Annotated in this window: 22 protein-coding genes; 8 read left to right on the top strand and 14 right to left on the bottom strand. The window is 32.2% G+C overall.

From position 1 onward, the window contains the following. The first annotated feature begins 41 nt into the window (after window positions 1-41). From acs to IJ258_RS03445, 3 genes are read left to right on the top strand one after another with little or no spacing between them, the layout of a single operon-like run. Window positions 42-2,138 (top strand): acetate--CoA ligase alpha subunit, encoded by a 2,097-nt coding sequence (gene acs / locus IJ258_RS03455; protein WP_292802960.1) that lies wholly within the window; start codon window positions 42-44, stop codon window positions 2,136-2,138. A 59-nt stretch (window positions 2,139-2,197) separates the two neighbouring features. Beyond that, window positions 2,198-2,557, top strand: coding sequence for a hypothetical protein (locus IJ258_RS03450; RefSeq protein ID WP_292802957.1), 360 nt, complete (start codon window positions 2,198-2,200; stop codon window positions 2,555-2,557). Continuing rightward, window positions 2,554-3,180 (top strand): DUF447 domain-containing protein, encoded by a 627-nt coding sequence (locus IJ258_RS03445; RefSeq protein ID WP_292802954.1) that lies wholly within the window; start codon window positions 2,554-2,556, stop codon window positions 3,178-3,180. Before IJ258_RS03450 ends, IJ258_RS03445 begins: the two co-directional genes overlap by 4 nt. Window positions 3,181-3,236: 56 nt before the next feature. Here IJ258_RS03445 and IJ258_RS03440 read toward each other — a convergent pair whose 3' ends face one another. From IJ258_RS03440 to IJ258_RS03420, 5 genes are all read right to left on the bottom strand, one after another. Further along, window positions 3,237-4,211 carry an ABC transporter substrate-binding protein gene (locus IJ258_RS03440; RefSeq protein WP_292802951.1) on the bottom strand — a complete coding sequence of 325 codons (975 nt, stop codon included), beginning with the start codon at window positions 4,209-4,211 and terminating at the stop codon, window positions 3,237-3,239. A gap of 256 nt (window positions 4,212-4,467) precedes the next feature. Further along, window positions 4,468-5,856 (bottom strand): glutamate--cysteine ligase, encoded by a 1,389-nt coding sequence (locus IJ258_RS03435; protein ID WP_292802948.1) that lies wholly within the window; start codon window positions 5,854-5,856, stop codon window positions 4,468-4,470. A gap of 39 nt (window positions 5,857-5,895) precedes the next feature. Then, window positions 5,896-7,296, bottom strand: a complete 1,401-nt coding sequence (locus tag IJ258_RS03430) for a hypothetical protein (RefSeq protein ID WP_292802945.1) — start codon at window positions 7,294-7,296, stop codon at window positions 5,896-5,898. Next, a complete protein-coding gene (locus tag IJ258_RS03425) occupies window positions 7,289-8,086 on the bottom strand; it encodes a class II glutamine amidotransferase (protein WP_292802942.1) in 798 nt (265 codons plus the stop codon). The genes IJ258_RS03430 and IJ258_RS03425 overlap by 8 nt, the downstream gene beginning before the upstream one ends. Window positions 8,087-8,207: 121 nt before the next feature. Then, a complete protein-coding gene (locus IJ258_RS03420) occupies window positions 8,208-9,143 on the bottom strand; it encodes an ABC transporter substrate-binding protein (protein ID WP_292802939.1) in 936 nt (311 codons plus the stop codon). Between the two features lie 48 nt (window positions 9,144-9,191). On the opposite strand from IJ258_RS03420, the gene IJ258_RS03415 reads away from it, so the two are divergent. Continuing rightward, entirely contained in the window at window positions 9,192-9,806 is a 615-nt protein-coding gene (locus tag IJ258_RS03415) for a class I SAM-dependent methyltransferase (protein WP_292802936.1), read from the top strand. A gap of 277 nt (window positions 9,807-10,083) precedes the next feature. Here the strand turns inward: IJ258_RS03415 and IJ258_RS03410 are convergent, their stop codons facing one another. The 3 genes from IJ258_RS03410 to IJ258_RS03400 all read right to left on the bottom strand — a co-directional run bounded on the left by IJ258_RS03410 (window position 10,084) and on the right by IJ258_RS03400 (window position 11,610). After that, window positions 10,084-10,269 (bottom strand): hypothetical protein, encoded by a 186-nt coding sequence (locus IJ258_RS03410; RefSeq protein ID WP_292802933.1) that lies wholly within the window; start codon window positions 10,267-10,269, stop codon window positions 10,084-10,086. Window positions 10,270-10,345: 76 nt separating this feature from the next. Further along, a complete protein-coding gene (locus IJ258_RS03405) occupies window positions 10,346-10,705 on the bottom strand; it encodes a hypothetical protein (protein ID WP_292802930.1) in 360 nt (119 codons plus the stop codon). Window positions 10,706-10,710: 5 nt separating this feature from the next. Next, the gene (locus tag IJ258_RS03400) at window positions 10,711-11,610 is read right to left on the bottom strand and encodes a hypothetical protein (RefSeq protein ID WP_292802927.1); all 900 of its coding nucleotides are present in this window, start codon (window positions 11,608-11,610) and stop codon (window positions 10,711-10,713) included. Between the two features lie 546 nt (window positions 11,611-12,156). Between IJ258_RS03400 and IJ258_RS03395 the strand changes: the two genes are divergently transcribed. Then, window positions 12,157-14,169 (top strand): hypothetical protein, encoded by a 2,013-nt coding sequence (locus tag IJ258_RS03395; RefSeq protein WP_292802924.1) that lies wholly within the window; start codon window positions 12,157-12,159, stop codon window positions 14,167-14,169. 50 nt (window positions 14,170-14,219) lie between these two features. Here the strand turns inward: IJ258_RS03395 and IJ258_RS03390 are convergent, their stop codons facing one another. Then, window positions 14,220-14,420 carry a MoaD/ThiS family protein gene (locus tag IJ258_RS03390; protein WP_292802921.1) on the bottom strand — a complete coding sequence of 67 codons (201 nt, stop codon included), beginning with the start codon at window positions 14,418-14,420 and terminating at the stop codon, window positions 14,220-14,222. 8 nt (window positions 14,421-14,428) lie between these two features. Beyond that, window positions 14,429-15,742 carry a GMC family oxidoreductase N-terminal domain-containing protein gene (locus tag IJ258_RS03385; RefSeq protein ID WP_292802918.1) on the bottom strand — a complete coding sequence of 438 codons (1,314 nt, stop codon included), beginning with the start codon at window positions 15,740-15,742 and terminating at the stop codon, window positions 14,429-14,431. A gap of 377 nt (window positions 15,743-16,119) precedes the next feature. Here IJ258_RS03385 and IJ258_RS03380 point away from each other — a divergent pair, with 377 nt between their 5' ends. Continuing rightward, window positions 16,120-17,118, top strand: coding sequence for a 7-cyano-7-deazaguanine synthase (locus IJ258_RS03380; RefSeq protein ID WP_292802915.1), 999 nt, complete (start codon window positions 16,120-16,122; stop codon window positions 17,116-17,118). Next, window positions 17,118-17,873, top strand: coding sequence for a HesA/MoeB/ThiF family protein (locus IJ258_RS03375; RefSeq protein WP_292802912.1), 756 nt, complete (start codon window positions 17,118-17,120; stop codon window positions 17,871-17,873). The genes IJ258_RS03380 and IJ258_RS03375 overlap by 1 nt, the downstream gene beginning before the upstream one ends. A gap of 37 nt (window positions 17,874-17,910) precedes the next feature. On the opposite strand, the gene fdhD is transcribed toward IJ258_RS03375, so the two are convergent. Both fdhD and IJ258_RS03365 read right to left on the bottom strand, forming a co-directional pair. Next, a complete protein-coding gene (fdhD, locus tag IJ258_RS03370) occupies window positions 17,911-18,741 on the bottom strand; it encodes a formate dehydrogenase accessory sulfurtransferase FdhD (RefSeq protein WP_292802909.1) in 831 nt (276 codons plus the stop codon). Between the two features lie 67 nt (window positions 18,742-18,808). Continuing rightward, a complete protein-coding gene (locus tag IJ258_RS03365; RefSeq protein ID WP_292802906.1) occupies window positions 18,809-19,795 on the bottom strand; it encodes a HisA/HisF-related TIM barrel protein in 987 nt (328 codons plus the stop codon). A gap of 226 nt (window positions 19,796-20,021) precedes the next feature. On the opposite strand from IJ258_RS03365, the gene IJ258_RS03360 reads away from it, so the two are divergent. Then, window positions 20,022-20,600 (top strand): hypothetical protein, encoded by a 579-nt coding sequence (locus tag IJ258_RS03360; RefSeq protein ID WP_292802901.1) that lies wholly within the window; start codon window positions 20,022-20,024, stop codon window positions 20,598-20,600. Here IJ258_RS03360 and IJ258_RS03355 read toward each other — a convergent pair. After that, complete coding sequence (locus IJ258_RS03355) at window positions 20,592-21,653, bottom strand: cyclophilin-like fold protein (protein WP_292802899.1); 1,062 nt, start codon at window positions 21,651-21,653, stop codon at window positions 20,592-20,594. The two genes, IJ258_RS03360 and IJ258_RS03355, sit on opposite strands and share 9 nt — an antisense overlap. Window positions 21,654-21,710: 57 nt before the next feature. Then, on the bottom strand, window positions 21,711-22,730 hold the full coding sequence (locus IJ258_RS03350) for an adenylosuccinate synthetase (protein ID WP_292802896.1): 1,020 nt from the start codon (window positions 22,728-22,730) through the stop codon (window positions 21,711-21,713). Window positions 22,731-22,786: the final 56 nt, after the last annotated feature.

Below are 22,786 nucleotides of genomic sequence, written 5' to 3'. Positions count from 1 at the left end.
AAATTAACATGAATAATATAAAAACAACAGGAGAAAAACTTATGAAAGATCTCACTAAGATGTTTAAACCTGAATCTGTAGCGGTTATTGGAGCATCCAATACCCCTGGAAAAGTAGGATACATCATCGTTGATAATCTCATCAATGATGGATTTGAAGGCGAAATTTATCCTGTAAACCCAAAAGGTGGAGAAATTCTCGGAAAACAAGCTTATGCAAATATAAAAGATGTGCCTGGAAAAGTAGATTTAGTAATCATTACTATTCCATCCCCATTCGTAAATACTGCAGTTAAAGAATGTGGAGAAGTGGGTATTGAAAACATGGTAGTTATTACTGCTGGATTTAAGGAAGTTGGCGAAGAAGGAGCTAAACTTGAAGCGGAATTAACTGCACTTGGTGAAGAATTCGGTATTAACATTATTGGACCAAACAGTTTAGGAATAACCGATTCACACACTCCATTAAACGGATCATTTTCACAAATGATGCCACCTACCGGAAATATGGCATTCATCTCCCAAAGTGGAGCTATGATGGTAGCTATCATCGATTGGAGCGTAACTTCAGGAATCGGATTCAGTAAAGTTATCAGTTTAGGTAACAAAGCTGGAGTAACTGAAATTGAATTACTGCAATACTTAGCTGAAGATGATGAAACCAATGTAATTATATGTTATCTTGAATCCATTTCTGACGATGATGACTTTGTAAGAACCATGAGAGAAACAGCTCATAAAAAACCGATAATTGTGCTCAAATCAGGTTCCAGTTCTGCAGGAGCAGCTGCAGCATCCTCACATACAGGAGCATTGGCAGGAAGTGACCTTGCATTCGATACAGCATTCCGTCAATCAGGAATCATGCGTGTAGAAACCATGGCAGAATTATTCGACTTAGGTTTAGCATTCTCAAAAGCACCTCTTCCAAAAGGAGACAGAGTGGCCATCATCACAAACGCAGGTGGTGGAGGAGTACTTACTGTTGACGCAATGGAAAAAGCCGGATTGGAACTCGTTCAGTTTGATGAGGAAACAACCGCCAAATTACAGGAATGCGTTACTGATGAAGGAAGTGCAAAAAATCCTATTGACGTATTAGGAGATGCACCGGTAAGCAGATACAAAGAATCCCTAGAACTTGTTTTAGGTTATGAAGATGTTGACAGTTTAATCGTAATGGTTTGTCCAACCGCATCAGCAGACCCTGACGGAATTGCTAATGCAATCTTAGAAGAGAAAAAGAAATTCGACAAACCAGTGATTGTTGTTAACATGGGAGGACCATCATTTGAAGCTGCAAACGATGCTTTAAGAGAAAATGGTGTGCCAACTTATGTATTCCCTGAAACTGCTGTAACTGCACTTGAAGCAATGGTTAAATTTGCAGGCCTTAAAGATAAAAATTACGATGACGTTATTGAAAAAATTGATAATGTCGATAAGGACGCAGTTAAAGCAATATTCGATAAAGTTAAAGCAGACGGCAGAGACACCTTGCTTGGTAGTGAGGCATATGCAGTAGCAGAAGCTTATGGGATTTCTGCAGCACCAATCAAATTGTCAACCAGTGCTGATGAAGCGGCTGAGCTTGCTGAGGAAATGGAATTCCCTGTTGTGCTTAAAATCGCATCCGACAAAATTTTACACAAATCCGATATCGGAGGTGTAAAAGTTGGAATCAGCAGTGCTGAAGAAGCAAAAGCAACCTATGATGAAATCATTGCTAATGCTAAAGCGGCTCATCCTGACATTGTCCCTGACGGTGTGGAAGTTCAAAAAATGATGGATTCCGGTGAAGAAGTAATTGTAGGTATGATTCGTGACAAACAATTCGGTCCTATGATTGCATTCGGTATGGGAGGAATCTACGTTAACCTTATTGAAGATGTATCATTCAACCTCGCTAAAGGTATGAGTTCCGAAGAAATTGAAGAACAAATCGAATCCACTAAAGTATCCAAATTGCTTGAAGGATACCGTGGAGAAGCACCTTGTGATGTTGAAGAGGTTAAAGAAGCTATTAAAAGAGTAGCTAGATTAACCTTAGACTTCCCAGAAATCTCTGAGCTAGACATTAACCCAATCTTTGTTTACGAAGAAGGTTCATCTGCTCTTGATATTAAAATCAAATTATAATTTCTCATTTGAGAAATTAACTCTTTTTTTTATTTTTATTTACCATAAAAGGTGATTTTATGGATGGCGAAATTGATTTAGAATTGTATACCCTATCAATCATTAGATTAAATTCTGCTTTTGAAAAATTGGAAAACAATGAATCAATTGAAGATGTTGAAGTCATGCTTAAGGAAAGTCATAAAGATTTGAATAATTTATATCATGACATCGTTGATGATTTGAATCAGGACGAAATTAATATTAACGAATACTATCTGTTTTTTGCAAATGGGATGCAGATTTTTCCACAATACATTGAAGTTTTAAAAGGAATTGAAAAAATTGAGCTTAGCGATACTGTTGACTCATTGATTAATGTATTTACCAATCTCAACAAAATTGCTGAGGCATTTCCTAAAAATGAGATGATAAAATGAATTATGATTTAAGTAAAGTTGGAATCGAAAAGGACATTCAATATGAATGTATCACAACAACCATTAATGAAAATGGGCAGAAAAATGCAGGTGCTTTCGCATTTAAGTATCTTGGCGAAGATAAAGTGTTCTGCAGAATATTTGAAGGATCAAAAACATTGAAAAATATACAAAATACTAATGAATATGTAGTTAACATTACACAAGATCCATTAGTTTTTACTTATGCTACATTAGATTGCTTAGACGATGAATATTATACCGATGATAAAGACATTGCTATCATTAAAAATACCCCAGCTTTCATTATAGTGGATGTTGAAAATATCGAAAAAAAGACTCCTGATGACTTTCCAATCAAGGGCGACAAAAACATATTTTTCATAACCGGAAAAATAAGAGACTTTGTCATTAATGATGAAAATGCACAAGCATTTAACAGAGGATTATCCAGTTTAATTGAAGGTCTCGTTAACTTTTCAAGGTATAAACTCGTTGATGATGCTAAAAGAAAAGAATTTATGGACAGATTAATTGAAAATCAGCGTGTTATCAATAAGGTATCTGATGAGAAAACAAAAAAAGCCATGGCTGATTTAAAAGCCGAATATGAAAAAAATTAATTTAATAAAACCATCACTATTAAAAAAAAAAGAAAATATAAGCATAGTTAATCTAACTATGCTTCATAGTATAAGTCATCTTGTGAAATTGTTTCGTTTAAGATTCCGAGATCTACTTCTAAACCTTGGAAAGTGTCCACATTAGCTTTGTAATCATTATCTAAACCAGAAATGAATGGGAAACTTTCTAATGATTTAGCTTCAGCATCAGCATCACTAACAATATCTTCAGGTAATAATTTAACTACTTCATCAGTAGTTCCTGCTGCAATATTATCGTTAATGAAAGTAGTTGCATTTTCGTGGATTGCAACAATATCTTTAACAGTGCCAGCATGTTTGTCAATGAAGTCTTGTGATGCTACAACAACACAGCATGGGTGACCAGGTAAGATTTCAGCAGAGTCGATGAATTCTTCAATATTATCATCGGTTACACCAAGACTTACATAAGGTTGGAAAGTAATTGCACCTGGAATGTTATTGGTTTTTAATGCATCATTAATAGATGGTACTTTCATTGCAGATTCATTAATGTCATCTATTGATAATCCATTTTGTTGTAAGTAGTATGAAAGTAATACATGTTGAATAGATGCTTCACCAGGAGTTGCAATAGTTTTACCTGAGAAATCTTTAGCATCAGATATTCCTGAATCAGAAGTTACTAAAATTCCACTACCTTCATTTTGTGCAGCAGAAATAACTTTTACAGGAACACCAGCAGCAACAGAGGACAATACAGGAGAAATTCCTACATAACCTACATCCACATCACCACTAGCCATAGCAGTCATTAAGTCTCCACCGTTGTTAAATTGAACAAGTTCGGTGTTGATTCCTTTTTCTTTATATAAACCTTGAGCATCTGCAACAAAGAGTGCAGAATCGTGATCGGAAGGTAAATAACCTATTTTTACAGTGTCACCGGAGTCTCCGCCTAAAAAGTCGAAGAGTCCTGCACTAGCTGATCCCATTACAAGGAATGCTGCAAGTGCTAACACTAAAACAAATGTAATCTTCTTATTCATTTTTTCACCGTAATTAATTTAAATTAATTTACAATTATTAATCTTGCTTATATATTATAAATAAATTGCTCCTTAACAATTGTTATATTTTGAATCCCTAATTATAAAATTATTTAAAATAATATATAAAAGTTTTGTAAAAAGAGTATCAAATCTAAAAATGAAATATATTCGCAAAACAAATCCAATAATTATCAATTAATTTTAACATCAAAAATAAAAAAAAATATTAAAAATAAAAAAAAAGAGTTTAAGATTATTTGCCCACCAATGCAATATTGACATAATCCTGAACTTCTTTGCGACTGATGAAACTTGAGTTATTCAAATTATTAATACTTGTCTTTTTATTGTTTTTAGACAATTTAACATGAGTATTAATGTAACCTTCATTTTTAATTAATTCCAATAACCTTTTTCCATAAGTTAAATCAGGATTTGCAACACGGTTAAGCATTAAATTCAATGTATGATTCTCCTCAATGCCCAATACCTCACACATTCCAAACATTTCATTAATAATTTCTGAAGCCCATGACTTAAGGGTGACCTCTTCGCCGTCTTTAAGCAATCTCATTGAATCAACATAAGCTCTCTCGGCGACATTCTCCTCATTAATCTTCGCTTCTTTTTGCCATGCATTATAGTCTGACTCATCCTTAATCAGCATGTAAATTAAAAACAGATGAAGGAATTTCATGTCATGTTTAACAAGACCACACTTATAAAACGGATTGATATCCAATGTACGAATTTCAATGTATTCAATACCGTCATCAGTTAGGGAATTCAACAGGTCTTTAGGATTTTTTGGCTTTAATCTGATTTGAGTATACAGTTCCTTTGCCTCAGATAAATCCCCATTACCAATAAACTCATTAATGTCACGAGCAAATTCATCAATGGAATCATATGAAGGATACAATTCAATTAAATTTTTATATCCACAGGAAGCGTTTCTAAATGAAGGTCCTTTGGTTGAATAAAAGCTTCCATAATCATCCTTGGCATCCATTAAATAAATACAATCATTTGAAAATGTTTTATGAGATCCTATTGAACATCCAGTCAGATAAATAATCAGCCAGCAATATCTAAGGTAATTTCTGGCAATCTTTAGATAGACCTCGTTTTTAAACTCCTTAAATGTGATTTGCGAATCCTCAAATGAGTAAAGTTTTTCTAAAAAATCATCAGAAAATGAGAAGTTGAAATGAACCCCTGAAATCATCTGTTTTTTAACACCGTATTTTTTTGCCAAATCCTCACGGTATTTCTGTGAATCCTCACCTGCCTCAGTGTATTGAGCTATTGGGATTTCATCCACATATGGCAAAATACATGGAATTGACTGAAACCACAGATATTCATCACTCGGAAGTGAAGCATTAACCAAATCAGACAGTAGGGAAAATGTGTCAAATGCCTCATCAATAGTTTTGAATGCTGGAGTGATAATTTCAATTTGGCTTTCTGAAAAATCAGTTGTAACTAGCGGATTGGTAAGTTTATCACCAAAAATTGCAGGATGGGGTGTTAAAGATAGCTCACCATCACCTTTTGCACGTAAACTCTCCCATTCTATCCCGAATGAACCAGCCAAAATTTCATCTGAAGAAAATTTAGATAAATTTTTAAAATTCATTTAATTCCCCCATTATTACTATAACTATGTTATACGATATTATATAATATTATCTAATCTTCCGTAATCATCTATTATTTTTTCAATCTTAATTCCTTTTTTAATTGATCTGAGCAGCTCCTTACCTGGATTGGTATGATTCTTTATGCGTTTGTACAATGGATTTAAGAATATTTCCTCACCAAGGCCCCTATTTTCAAGACCCTTTGATGCCAAATCAACAATGTCTGTGGACAATCTGCAGATATCCTTTTTGTTGAAAGCATGAGGAATGTCCTTTTGAATTAAAAGCTTTCTAAGTTCACTTGTAGTGTAACCTTTGTGATATATCACATCATCGTTTTCAATTAGCTGTTCCAGCTCATCCAGATTATCCTTAAGACCCAAATGAAAAGCAGCCACACACATGGAATCCCTAATAGGTTGAGTGCATATACTTCTAAACTCAACAGTACCTCTAAATGTTAAATTAATAAATTTAAATGGCCTTAAATATTTAATATCACTTATACAGGGCCTTATATCAATTTCACGATATTCACCATTGCAGTAAATTTCACCTCGGACATAATCCTGAGCGAAATAGTCAAGCAAGTTCATTGAAGGGAAATTGATGTATGCCCCATCACGCATTACACAATAAATATTCAAGGATTCAAGATAAGCCTGCAAGTCGTTAATGTCCTTAAAATCGACATCATATCCTCCAATATTGTGAGGATTTACACCATGAGTTGAATATTCCCACAATGCATCCCTGAAACAGGTGATGTTATCGTTTTCACCAAATAATACGGAGTTGGAAAACAATAATGCCTTAATAGGTTCTATTTTGGAAAAAACATTGATTGTTTTAACCAGATTATTTTTATTTACATCCAATTGAACCTGGGATGCTGAGGAAAACATCCCATATTCCGGATATCTATGAAAATGCATCGGAACATTTTTGTAATTTTTATATGATTTCAAATGATGATAAAGCATCAGATACCTTTCAGATGGGATAGGCTTGTTAATATTATATTTACGATATGGATTAATTCCCATTCCAGTTAATGTATGATTGTAGTCCTCAAACAATTCCTTAACATAAATATAATAATCTGAGAAGCGATCGTTGATTGTAAACAAATCCTTTTCCTTGCCCATAGCAAACTCGATATTGTTGTATGAGCAGTCATAACATACAATATCGTCAGTTTTTGGATCTTTCAAAGCAAATGTGTTGCCTTCATAATCGATTCCATCATCTTTAAAATCATTATAGTGATTTTGGAATTCTTTTGTAATCTTATGAACCACATCAAAGTCTACAGCTTTTTTTTCAAGATTAATGATTGGAATTTCTATTTCAATACCAATGAAATTTTTTTCGTTATTTGTTGGTTTTATAAATTCATCATATAATTTATTTTTGACCTGTTCGTTGCTAATCATTATTCTCAACCGAATTTACTGTTTTTAAAAATTCTTTAATGGCATTTTCATGAAAATCTGTGAATACAAATTCATTTTCATGCTCTTCACTTTCAAAAATGATATTTCCGTCAATCAAACCAAATAATTTATTCAGTTCAACCTCTTTCCATCCATCATCATCATTGACTGGATTTGAAGCCACTAAAAATCCTTCATCATTTTTCAAGTAATATAAAGATTCTTTCATATTAGAATGAATATAAGTCAAATCTCCATCATAAATCATAAGATTCAATTTATTGTTTTTTGACAAGTCTGCTACAATATCTGACAAGAGGTTAAATCGTTCTTTGATTGTTGACGGAGCACCTTTGTTATTTTCAAATTCATTGACTTTATCTATTATGTAAAGTAATATTCGCTCAGAATCAGTATCTCCATTTTCTACATCCTTATATTTATCAAGTTCTGGAAAATCGAAAATGGTTCCATTATGTATTAACATCCATGATCTATTGTTATCATCAGCTTCGATAAATGGGTGGCAATTGGGAGATATGATTTCACCTACCGTAGCTAACCTGATGTGAGCGAATACATTTTTACCAACAATAGGATTGGACAAAATGCTTTTTAAGTGTTGACTGCATGTTGCTTTTACTGGCTCTTTTTGTATAACAAATTCATCGGATTGCATAGTCGCTAATCCCCATCCATGTGGATGCTCATCAGAGTGATTATAAAAACATTCAAGGCATTCATTTACTTGTTTAGGCGTATTAGAATTAAAACAAAATATTTCACACATTACATTATCCTCCTATTATTGTTTATCACAATTGTTATATTGCAATAACATATGTTATATTAATTATTATAGTATTTAAATATTATTAAAGTTGCGGTAAAAAAAAGAATGGTAGTTAAATTTAACTACCTTGCCAGAAAATATCTTCTTCACTAATAGGTTTTTTCAAAATACCTAAATCGACTTCCAAATTCATAAAGTCCATAACGTCCTGTTTATAGCTTTCATTTAAACCTGAAATGAATGGGAAACTGGACATGGATACTTTTTCAACCTCAACATCACTTACAATATCACTTGGAAGCATTCCTGCTGCCTCATCAGTATTGTTGTTGATGAAATCAGTTGCGTTTTCATGAATTTCCAAAATCTTTTGGGTCTCATTAGGATGAGTTTCAATAAACTTGTCTGATGCAACAACCACACAGCATGGATGGTCAGGTAAAATGTCCTGAGAGCCTGCCAAAACCTTGGCCCCATTCTTCTCAGCAATTGAGACATAAGGCTCGAATGTAATCATACCGTCAATCTTGCCGGTTTTTAAAGCATCATTCATAGAAGGCACTTTCATGGCCGAAACCTTCAAATCGCTGATTGACATTCCGTTCTGCTCAAGATAATATGTCAAAAGCATGTGCTGAATTGAAGCTTCACCAGGTGTTGCTATCTTTTTGCCTTCAAGGTCTGATACATCATCAATTCCGGAATCTTTTGCAACCACAATTCCTGATCCTTCAGTCTGAGCTGCTGAAATTACTTTTACAGGAACCCCTTTGGCAATTGATGATAAAACCGGAGTGATTCCAACATAACCAACATCAACATCTCCACTTGCCATTGCAGTCATCAAGTCCCCACCGTTGTTGAACTGAACCAGCTTAGTGTGGATTCCATTTGCCTCATACTGACCCTGAGCATCAGCAACAAAGAGTGCTGCATCATGGTCAGACGGCAAGTAACCGATTGTTACTTCCTCACCGCCGGCACCCAATACAAGATACGCCCCAACGGCAATAACAATAATTGCTATTATAATTGCGATAATTTTATTATCCATTTAATCACCAATATCATATTATACTTAAAAAATATTAAAGGTTTTGATATGGTAGCAGAAAAGATAACCCAATGCATGAAGCCCCACGGCGAAGAGGGAATAGAAACAATCGAAAACATGAATGAAAACCACAAGGAGATTTCTAAATTTGCATTCAGTTTAATTCAAGTTGACAGCGGTGATAAAATACTTGATATCGGCTGCGGAGGAGGAGTGAATATTGAAAAATTTTTGAAACTGACTTCAGGCAATGTCGACGGCCTTGACTATTCGGAAGTTTCAGTGGCCGAGTCAATCAAAAGAAATCAAAAGGCCGTGGATGAGGGAAGATGTGAAGTGATGCATGCTGATGTAAGCAGTATGCCTATTGAAGATGAAAGCTATGACATTGTCTCAGCATTTGAAACCGTCTATTTCTGGCCAGATATTAAAGAGACATTTAAAGAGGTTTCAAGGATTATAAAACCTGACGGACAGTTCATGATTGCACAGGGAACTGACGGCAACCACCCTGATGATGAAAAATGGTTAAGCAGTGTTGAAGGAATGCATCTATACACTGCACCCGAACTTGAGAAATACCTTCTTGATGCAGGTTTTAAAAAGGTGAAAAGTCAAGTTAAGAAAAATGATTATATTTTGGTAGTTATTGCTCAAAAATAACCATTATTTCATTTAAATTTCCAAATTAATCTCATCAAAGGCCAAATAAGGTATTTTACTATTTTTAATACCTTCTTTGAATTTAATAAATCCGTACTCTTCCAATTTTTTAACTTTTGGCTGAATATTACTGACATCCTTATTGATTTTTTTAGCAAGATCTCAAATTTATGTTCCCATTAATTAAAATTTAATTATTCAAAAATGAAACCGGTTTTGAAAAATGAACATTATAATCCAATAATTTAAATGCACCTCCAGAACAATCAATAATATCCTAGTCATAAGTTATAAAAACAAATTTCTCATTTATATCCTTAGATTTGTTATAGCAGTCATCAACTAGTATTGCATCAGATTCATGAATTCCAATGTCAATGAGCTGATCAATCAATTTCTGATTATTTTCAAAAGAGAACTTATCAAATTTTGCTAAACAATTAGTAATAGTTTTATTGTACATTTTAAAAAGATTTCGTAATTTAGATGATAATAAATTTAGATTAAAATCATTATCCATTATTGTATCTTTAATTTCATCAAAATATGTAATAAATATCAGTTACAATGCCTAAAAATCTGTCTTTTACAATACCGAACACATAATCGTCATCTTTGAATTTATTCAAATAAGTGGTTTTGATTTTGCGGATGTGAGAATCTATTTTAATTAAGGGAATATTTTTTGATATGATGTAATCTTTAATATGTTTAAAAACATCCAATGAAATTAATCTTAATCTTTGAATAACACTGAAGACTTCCTTTTCAACATGATAACTAATATGTCTTTCATAATCTAATTTATAATACTCCAAACAATCAATATAATTGTCATTTTTCAATGGAATAGCCAATATCATATTTGTATCTAAAAAGTGGTGTTTTATTCTAATCATGAAAATCAATCCCTTAAATAATTTCCAATTGTTGCATTTAACATTTTATACTCAAATGAATCGAAATCCGGAGAATATGAAGAATTATTAAATATAAATTCAGTTTTATCTTCAAATTTATCAACAGAACTGTTAAAAATTTTGATGTAGTCTTCTAACTCATTTTTCCAGGAGCCAATCTCCTCCTCGTAAAAGGCATCATGATTATAGATTCTAACCCATCTTACAAAAGTAAGCCAGGACAATTGAACTGGCAGAATAATATGTGCCCAACTATTTAAAAACTGATTTTCATCATTTATTAACTCCAAACGAGAAAACAAACGTGAAAAAGATAGTGAAAAATCAACTAAAAGATTATCATAGGGTAAATTTGACAGACAATCGTAAAATACGTCCAAATAATTGTCTGATACTAATGAAGAAAATAATTCATCATCTCTTGTGGTTTCAAACAAAACATATTTAAACGGATGCATGAATGAAAATGGTGCGTAATCCAAATAAATGTCTTCATCAAATTTATTAAAAAACAGATTTGAATCGGCAATGATTCTATCGGATATACTGTTAATTATTGGATATTCATCTATTAAACTGTTATGTTTTGAAAAAACATCAAAAGACTTGTCATCAAGAAAAACTGTATGCAATGAATATTGAATGCAATTATTGTTTTTTAATTGCCTAAATTGTTTTGAAACAACATTTGAAAATGGCCCATGTTCATACCAATAAAAAGGTAAATAATCAAATAACGGATGATTATGGCCCAATTCCATTTTAATTTTGAATATAACTTTTTGAATTCTAAAATGAGAAATAGACATATTTTTTTGTTTAAGTTCACATAAAACAAACTTCAATAAATCATTTACAACATCATATGATTTACTTTTATCCACAATATCAGACCTCCTATTTTAGCTATTTAGAATATCTGCTGTATTCCAGTTAATTACTAATTATTATATTTTAATAATATTTAACAGTTATTATAGGAAGATAACAATATTGTTTTCATTATGTAAAATTTTCCACGACAAAAATTAAAAACTAATAATGTAATATATAGATTTAAGTATTTAAAGTTCAAATAATACTTAGATTAGTATTTGAGTGCGTATCTTTTCTGTTGAAATATGCATAAGAAATTAAATATTCAATGAAAATATCAAAGAGTTTGATTTTTAAATTAATTATCAAAATGAAAAAATATATTTTCAACAACAATCTCTAAAATAAAAATTAAACTTCAAATTACAATTAAATAAAATTATATAAACATTAAAACTAATTATATGAACATTTCTAGATTTTAAATAAAAATATTTATATAATGTGCATTAAGATAACTATTAATTAACACGATACTAATTTATTTTTATAACGAATAGGAGGCAAAGCATATAATCAAAAATAAAACTACTAAACGAATAATACTGTTTTTAATGATTTTGATAACCATAAGTGCAATATCCTGCGTTAGTGCAATGGACATTGATTCTAACAGCAGCGAAATTATCAGTGACACCAATCCCCAAGAATTATCTGAAATCCATGTATCTCCGGATGCAAGTGACGAGAGGGGAGACGGAAGTTCACAAAATCCATTTAAAAGTTTAGTGCATGCCATCAACAGCAGCAAAAATGACTCAACAATCTATCTAAACAATGGTGAGTATGTTGGAGACAACAATATAAACATTACAATTGACAAATCAATTACAATCATTGGGAAATCCGCACAACACACTATAATCAATGCTGAGTCATGTGGAAGGCTGTTTAATGTTACTTCAACCAGCAGATTAACTTTAATTAATGTCACTTTACTAAACGGTTTTTCAAGCGGAAATGGAGGATCCATCTACTGTGATGGTGGTGAAATAAACATTAGAAACTGCATCATTAAAAATTCATCTGCCGAAAAAAACGGTGGAGTCATATACAATAATTTTGGACGTTTAAATATTGAAAATTCAAATTTTATAAACAATAGCGCATACGAATATGGTGGAGTTTTATATACTATTGGAATAACATCCATTAAAGACACATATTTCACGGAAAATATTTTAACTTCACAAAAGGGCGTTGGTGCCTGTATTGCAGCTGGAGGAAAAATCGATTTGGATGGATGCTCATTCTATAACTGTTTTTGCACATATTCCGCAGCAGCATTACTGAACCTTGGAAATGCAACCATCAATAATTGCAGATTTGAAAGATTATCAACAAATTATACTGCCGGAGCCATTAGTAACCACAATTATATGATAATCAACAACAGTTATTTCGGATATAATGATGTCAAATATTATGCAGGAGCTATTCTTGCACCTCCAAGCGGACAGCATGTAATAACAAAAGTATACAATAGTATTTTTGAAAAAAATCATGCAGGATATCACGGAGCAGTATCCAATAATTTCAAAGACACAGAGCTTTACATGCAAAACTGTGCAATTGTTGATAATTATATAAAATTGAACAAGGTTTACGGAGACATCGCTTTAGATGACAACGCAACTGTACAATACTGCTGGTGGGGGCAAAACGAAATAAACCCGTATTATTATTCACCTCACAGCGGCGAAATACAGCCTGAAAAGATAAATGCTTCCAGATGGCTAGTGATGACATTTACTGCCAATAACAATGAGATTTATAAAAGTGAAATTAATCAGTTAACTGTTAGTCTAAAACACTACTTTGACAATGAAACAAAAGAAATCTATGACTATGATGGTGAATTTGACCTTCCACTGGATGTGACCTTTTACACAAATACCGGTATTTTAGCTACAAAGAAACTGGTTAATGGAGTTGCAACATTTAATTTCAATCCACAGGACGATGTTAGCGCAGTTTATGCAAAAATAAACAATCAGATTTTGAAAATTGATAATTTCAAATTGAGAAAAAGCACAATTATTGCTAATGATTTCCAAGCATATTACGGAAGCGCCAGTCAATTGACTATAAAATTAGTTAATGAAAACAATATACCTGTTTCAAATGAAAAATTAACCGTTAGTTTAAAAGGAAGCGTATACACAGTAAAAACGGATAAAAATGGAATAGCAAAATTAACTATCAAAAATAAGCCAAAAACATATAGTGCCAAAATTACCTTTAACAGCTATAATTACATCGGATCTTCCAAATCCATAAAAGTTAAAATAGTAAAGCCAATTCTAAAAGCTTCAAAATTAACAATACACAAAAAAGGAAAATTTGTCGTGACATTTAAGGATGCAAATAAAAAAGCAATAAAAAAAGTCAAAGTCAAATTTAAAATTAAAGGCAAAACCTATATCAGGACAACAAATAATAAAGGACAAGCTAAAATAACAATAAATCTCAAAGCAGGCAAAAAATACACAGTTAAAGTAGGATTCAAAAACACAAAGATTTACGGAACAACCACTTTAACCAAAAAAATCCGGGTGATTAAATGAACCTCAAATAACACACACTTGAGAAAGGTTAGTAGTTATAACAATAACTACTATCCACCATATATTATTTGAACCAAATTGATTTCATCACCATCATTAATTACGCTTTCTTCAATGGTCAACTCGCCATTCTGTTTTGCGACTACAGTTTGGGCAGACAATTCCAATTCATCCAACAAATCGCGAATTGTATAATTTTCATTTAAATCTCTTTTTTCATCAATGTCTTTAAATTTTAAACTAAATTGCATAATATCACCTATAAGTTTTGATTCACTATTTTTGCTACTTTTTTAGCTATTGCCACTATTGTAAGTATTGGAGGTCTTCCTGGTGCTTCAGGTATTACGCTTGCATCACAGACATATACTCCTTTAATTTCAGTTTCAAAATCATTGTTAACCACCTCACCGATTGCAGCAGTTCCTCCAGGATGTGCTCCCTTTAGAGAGGTTGCAACAATTGATTCAGGTAAAACTCCTAATTTTAAAAGTATTTTTATTGCCTTATCATAACCTTCTTTTATCAAATCGACATCAACTTTTGTGAGTGTCTTTTCGATTCTTCCATCACCGTCGATTGTTCCAATGCAAGTATCTGCAAATTTAAGCATCAAACCTATAACATCGTTTTCACTTGCTTTAACACCTTTTTCGCCCATCAGTGGCAATAATTGCATTGAGTAATGTGGTGACAGGAAATACGGGCCGAATTCTGCTTTTACACCCATTATTAATTCATTTTTTAAATTGGCCTCAGGCAAATATCCTCCAATTGTTGTGAAAATATCAAAGAATATGTTTTGTCCTACATTTTTTATTCCAGAGTTCTTTAATATTATTGGAGTGTTTAGAGCTCCTGCAGATATTATTACTTTCTTTGCTTTGAAAATGTGTTTTTCATTGTTTTTGTCAATTCCAACAACACCAATTACCTGATTGTTTTCATGCAGTATTTCAAATACGTTAAAATCACATATTAATTCAGCACCATTCTCGATTGCCTCATCAATAAAGTATGTTCCATCCCATTTTGCATCAAATACACAGCCATTTACACATTTGCCGCATAATCTGCATTTTTCAAAGTTGATAAATTTTGGCATCGGCTCTACAATGTATCCAAGTTCGGTTCCTGCCTGGGCAATCAGTTGTGTTGAATGTCCCCATAGTTTTTTGGGAAAATATGTCACATTTAGCTCCCCACTTGCTTCGAGGAGTTCTTCGAATATGTCCAATTGCTTGTCTTCAAACTGCTGCATTATAGAGTTGGTATAACATCCGCTGCATGAGAAGCATGCGTTTCCAATTGATGAAGTTGTTGTTCCTCCAATTTCTTCTATGTTTGTCAGCTCAAGAGGCAGTGTCAGAAATTTGTATTTTTCCTTATCCTCGTCTGAGAGATTATTTTTTAGATGGATTTTTTTGGTTTTCATGTGTTTTACATAGCTTCCATCTTTTTTTCTTGATCCTTTTTCTAGAATCAAAATATTTAATCCCTCTTGACTTAAATCTTTTGCAACCGTTGCTCCTCCAGCGCCTGTTCCAATTACTATGACATCGTAAATATTCATTCCTCCAAAAAATATTAACAATTGTTATATAATTTTTATATAATTTAAACTTTTCTATAGTTTACTAAAGTAACGGGTAAAAAATTAAAAATTGTTTAATTTTCACCACAAATAATTTAATAATTATCAGATAATCCTTACAAAAGATTTATATACTAATTAATACTATTTGTATTTATGGAAAAATAACTATTGTTATATTCCTAGCTCGGGTTGAAAATTGTATTAATAAAACACGCAAAAAATGTTTTATTATCTCCAAAATCTAAAATATAAAATAAGACAAAAATAGATAATGAGTTAAAAATTAACTCCTTTACCATATCTAACTCATTATTTTAATCGCCAAAAGGCGATTGAAAATTCAAGGGATAAACATGAATTTAGAAGACAAAATAGATATCGTCAAAGAAATTTTAAAAGATAAAAAAGTAGCTATAGGCTTTTCTGGTGGTGCTGATTCAACATTAATCGCATACCTATCTTCACAAGTTGCCAAAGACACATTAGCAATAACAATAAACAATCACTTATTACCAACCGGATTTGTGGAAAACACCAAAAAAGTTGCTTCATCTTTTGGAATAAAACACGAAATAATCGATATCAATTTCTATGAAGATGAATACTTCTTGTCCAATGATTCAAGAAGATGCTACACCTGTAGAAATTTAATGTATTCTCAAATTGAAAAATTAGCCCATCAAAACGATTTTGATTTTATCTGCGATGGAAACAACATCAGTGATTTGGTAATTGATAGACCCGGAATATTAGTAACATACAAAAAAGGATTTAATACACCTTTTATTGACGCTAAATTAACCTCCCGTGAAATTCATGAATATTTAAATAAAAATAATATCCCTTATTCAAGATCAACTACATGTCTTGCAACAAGAATTCCCACTGATACTCCAACAACTCTCGAAAAAATCACAAGAATCAGCAATTGTGAAGATTATATTTTAGATAACACCAACTGTGAGATTGTTAAAGTTAGAGATCATGGGAAATTTGGAATTGTTGAAGTTGATGATTTGAATGAAATATTAAATGATGGGAAATATAATCAGATTAATGATGAATTAAAAAGGCAAGGCTTTAAAAAAGTTGCTTTAAATTTGACTCCCCTCAATGATGATGAATTCATCAGCATTGATTATAAAGACTCATCATTTAGCTATCAATTACCATTCACAATAAACATTGAAAAGACCAATGAACAATTAAATAACAAATCCGATGGTAAAATCGAACTTGAAAACATTACCATCTGCGAAAACGGATTGATTAAAGGACATGATTTTGAAAATTATGATAAAGCACTAGATGCATTTATGGAAATATTACCAAAATTAAGGAGAAATATTTAATGCCAACAAGATACATTGGAGACGGATACTGGGAAATAGCTTCCCGTCAGATGAGTATAGTAACAAGAAGCGAACAAGAAAGATTTAAAGATGCAAAAATCACAGTTATCGGCTGTGGAGGAATCGGCGGAGAAACCATTGAAATGCTTGCAAGAATGGGTGTTGGAGAACTTGTACTTGTTGATAAAGATGCATTCGACTTATCTAATTTAAACCGCCAAACATTAGCAAATATTGGAGATTTAGGTCTTGATAAAAGCGCAGTAGCAAAGGAAAAAGTGAGATTAATAAACCCTTATGTTAAAACCACCATTTTTAACGAACACATTGATCAAACTAACATTGAAAAAGTTATCGGAGACTCAGATATCGTAATAGATGCACTCGACAATGTCCTGACAAGAGTTATTGTTTCAAGAAAAGCAAAAGAAAAAGGAATTCCATATATCCACGGAGCAATTCATGGAACATTGGGACAAATCAGCGTATTTCTGCCAAACAGTGACAAAACATATGAAGAAATGTTTAATTTGCCGTCAATTGGGAAGGAATTAAATGATGAAACCATTGAAGCTTTAAAAAATGTCACATCAGGAGTTCCACCAGTTATTGGACCTACACCAAATCTGATTGGCTGTCTTGAAGCATTTGAAGCTTATAAAATAATTACAGGAGTAGGTAAAGTTACCGTAGCTCCAAAAATATTAACATTCGATTTACTCGATTTAAGTTCATTTTCATTAGATGAACTTTAAATCATCTTCTTTTATTTATAAAAAATGAAAAATGGAATTATTTATCCAAATTGACTCTTTCCGGTGCAGTATATACTGTAAATCTGTTATCCCTTACAAAACCGACCATTGTAATGTTACCCATTTGAGCCACATCAAGACCTGATGAAGCCGGAGCAGCATTTGAGATAATAATTGGAACTCCAACACGAATCACCTTTATCAGCATATCTGCAGGCATTCTTCCACTGTATGAAATGTAGCATTTTGAAAAATCATACCCCTCCCTTGCAGCGGCACCTATCACCTTATCAACTGCAACGTGACGGCTAACGTCTTCACGGATTATGATTTTATCCTCAAATTTTAACTGGGCAACATGCACACCTGCTGTTTTTTGCCAGATTTTAGCCTCATCAGTTAAATGTTTGATATCTTTAATGATTTGAGTTGCATCTATTGTCAAATCAGAAGTGTTTGGTTCTATGGTTTTAAGTTCAGATCTGATTCCTCCCGCATTATCAGAGTTTACTCCCTGATATTCCAACAGTCTGCAGACACATGCGTGTTCACAGTTTCCTTTTCTTTCCTGCACAATGCCATCCTGTTCAAGGTCCTCTTCAGGGTCATGTGATAGCTTTGTTGAAATAAGCAGGTTTGTTCCATCCAGTTTGATTGATTCAATGTCTTCATAGTCTTTTATTAATCCTTCACCAAGACAATATCCGACAGCAAAATCCTCCAAATCTTTAGGATATGTTGAAAATTTCCTTGGAGGCAGATAATCTATAAATAAATAAGTGTATTCATCATCAACAGTGTTTTCTTTGATTGTTTTATACTCTCCGTCTTTCCATTGAATTACATCACTTTGTCTTAAAAAATCCATATTTATCACTCTCTAATTTAATATATTAACAGCCGTTATATTTAAGTTTTAAAAAAAATAGTGAAAATTAATCAATCAGACAAACGCTTTCCTTTTTCCAGTAACAATTATTACAAGTCTTACATTGAGATTTACCATAATTATTTTCTTTCCATTCTGTTAAAAAACCAGGGTTTTTAACAAATGGCCTTTGCATGGAAATAAAATCAATATCGGTGGAGTTGAGTAATTTTTCAATACTTTCCATATCAGATAAACCCCCTCCCAAAACAACAGGAACATCTACACTGCTTGCAACGCTACCGGCAAAACCAACCAGCATATCCTGATTGGACTGACCTTTTCTGAAATATTGCGGAGATAGAAACTTAGTAATTTGTAAACTGTCCGCACCATTTTTTGCTAAAACCCTGCAAATTTCTAAAGAATCATTTTCATCCTGATACAAATTAACTTTACAGTGCACATGCAAGTTTGTAGTTTTTTTAATCAATTTTATGATTTCTAAAACCATCCTAACACGATTATAAGTGCTTCCACCATAATCATCAGTTCTTGTGTTTTCAAACGGATCCATTACACGAGACAAGAAAAAATTATTACCAACACACAATTCAACACCATCAAAACCTGCAAACATTATTTTTTTAGCAGCCATAACATAATCCGCCTGAATAGTGCGAATATCCTCAATAGTCAAATCATTAACTTCCATCATCTGTTTACCATTGACATTACAGTTAACAAAACCGATTTGCGCTAAAATAGGAACATTATACTCATGAACAATATCAGTTACCTCCTTAAAATCCTTGATAAATAATGGAGAATTAATATAATGTGTAAAATCACTGAATCTGTCATGAGAATACATTGAAATTAACTCAGTAGTAATAACGCCCACATTATTTCTAGCAAGTGTCTCATACCTGTCAAAAATATCCCGAGTCAAATTTTTACTAGAATCGTTTTGAGATTCCCACAAACCATTTCTAATTATACGACTGGAAACCTCAAGATTACCAAATTTTGTATTATCAAATATTCTTTTCATATTTACCTATTAGAAACGAGAGTATAAAAAGAAGAAAGTAATTTGAGAGTTACTTAACCAATATGTCGTAATTTTGCCAAAAAATTTAGTAAAATATATATTGAAAAATGTCCATACTTTAATTGTAACTTAACTAATTCTATAAGCCTTAGTTGAAAAAATAATAATATTTTAAATATTCAATCTAAAAATAGAATCATGAAAAATAATTAAAAACTTGATTAAAATGAATACCTATCCAAAAAAATTAAACAGAAAAGAATTAAAGAAGATTTCAAAATATCAATGCGATGATGAGATAAAAGATGCATACACCAAATATTTAACAAATTACTCTTTCAAGGAGTTCGTTAAATACTGTGAAGAAAATAGTAGCAAAAATCTGGAAGAACTGCTTTTCAGCTTCACAGATTTGCAGCTGGAAAAATTTGAACCCAACTCATTAATCTGGATTTCACACGTTCTGATTAACTTTATGATTTATTTTGAAGTAAATCTTGACTATAATGAGTATTATGACGCTTACGCATCACTCCTTCAAGTAACAGTATTGAATTCTGCTATGGACATGATGATAAACAAGATTTCCTTTGATGAAGTGGAAATTCCAGAACAGGTTAAAAACGGTTTTGAAAAACTCTTCACTAAAAATCCTGAATTCAAATTCAACTTACAAAAGGACTGTGAACTAGCTTACAAATCATTCAACAATAATTTCGAGTTTACAAACGAAGATTTCTACCTGAAAATTAAACATCATTTGCTTGAAGAAGTTAAAGAAGTTCAACTAGAGAAATTACTTTAAGCTTAAAACAAATGTAACATCTCCAGTTCCCAAAATATTTTTTAAGTCATTTGCATTGACATTCTGCAATTTGCCCAGCTTTGTATATTCCCATGAATTGGAATTATAAAACAGAGATATTTCATCGCCATTATACAATACCAAATCCCCAGATGATGTTTTGATATACTTATCACTTGTTGGAAGTGAAAAACCTAAATCTCCAACCTTTTCAAATCCACCATATTCATTTGCATTGATTTTAATATTGCCCTTTTTTAATTTGTTTACTAACTCTTTAGTAGCTTTATTATTTTCTAATTTGACGTTAAAAACATGCCCATTTACTTTAAGTTTAATGTATGTAGGATTTTCAACTGTTTTAATAGTGCTTTTTGCTGAAGCAGATTTGATTTTAGAAGTTTTTTTAACATTGATTGTAACTTTATGTGAACCTTTTTTCAGTGATTTCGTATTGATTTTAATAACTCCATTCTTATTTGTTTTCAGAGAGTATGATTTGGAATTCTTTCCTGTAAAAATTTTAACTGTAACCTTAATGCCAGCCATTGGCTTTTTTGATTCCCTATTTTTAACAGTAATCTTAAATTTTTTTCCATCCTTAGAAGTATGAGTAATTTTTGGAGCATTAATTGTTATTTTTGCTTTTGAAATTGTTATTGAACTTGTTTTTGCTTTTGAATTTTTTGATTTTACTATGACTTTATGCTTACCTATACTTAATTTAGATGCAGAATATTTCGCAACACCATTAGAATCAGTTTTTATTGTTAATTTTTTATATTTTTTACCTGTTTGAACTTTTAAACTAATTTTTAGATTACTGACAGGTTTTTTAGATTTGCTATCAATGGATTTTACTTTAAAATATTTTCCAGAATCATATGTGGTTGATAGTTTTGAAGGTTTTAAGGATACTGATTTAACCTCACCACCTGAATCCCCCATTTGTGAGGATGAATTATCCATATTATCCGCTGCACTAACTGCCTGAATAGCTAATGAGAAAAATACTACAAGAATTAAAATAACACAAATCTTTTTATTAAACATAATATAAATTATATTATTCATTTTATAAGTTAATTACTAAAAAAAGAAAAAAAGAAGTTATAATAACTCTTTTCTTAAATCAATGGTGTCTTTTAAATCTGGTCCGGTTGAGATAATGGTTACTGGCACACCAGTTCCAGTTTGAATATCTTCAATGAATTTTTTACATTCTGAAGGTAATTCAGCATAGTCCTGCACACCTGCACAATCATATAACCTGTCAACACAGGTCAGTGCAATTTGGGTTGCACCGTTGATTCTGCATGATTCTTTTGCAAGCTCCATGTCAAAGTAACCGATTCTTCTACGTCTTCCGGTTACAACACCATATTCTTCAAGGCCTTTGCTTTCAGCTTCTTCCTGTGTCATTTCGGTTGGGAACGGTCCTTCACCAACACGGGAAATGTAAGCTTTAAATACATCAATGACTTCATCTACTTTAGTTGGTCCAACACCTACATCAGCAGCGAATGTTGATGCAGTGGTGTCCTTACTGGTTACGAACGGATAGGTTCCATAGTATAGAGATAATGCAAAACCCTGTGATCCTTCAATGAATACGTCTTCACCGTTGTCAATAGCTTCATTTACAGAAACTGAAACATCAGTAATGTAATCTTCAAGCTCAGGAGCATCTTTTGCTAAACCAATAGTTCTCAATACACGATCAGAGTTTGCAGGTCCGCAACCTGAACCGGTACTTCCTATCTTTTTAGCCAAATGTTCAGAAGCTACATCCCTGTCCATGTGCTCTTGTGAGATAATTGCACATCTTGGGTCAACACACATTCTTTCTTTTACATTATACTTTTTTAAGTTTTCAAATTCATTAAATAATACATCTGGATTTACTAAAACTCCAGCACCTATCATGAGTTTAGCATCAGTATGTACAAAACCAGATGGGGTTAATCTTAAACCGTATTTTTCTCCATTGAATTCAACGGAGTGTCCTGCATTCGGTCCAACACCTGCACGAGCAATTATATCCGGTTTATCATTGTCACAGAGGTAAGTGATACATTTTCCTTTACCTTCATCCCCCCATGCTCCACCAACTAAAATACTACAAGTCATTTAATAACTCCTTAAAATTAATATTTCTGAAAATTTTATAAAATTTCCATAACAAT

The organism is Methanobrevibacter sp., from assembly GCF_017468685.1.
Taxonomy (GTDB): domain Archaea; phylum Methanobacteriota; class Methanobacteria; order Methanobacteriales; family Methanobacteriaceae; genus Methanocatella.
Note: the sequence above shows the minus strand (reverse complement) of the source record. Positions and strands in the feature narration are given on the sequence as shown.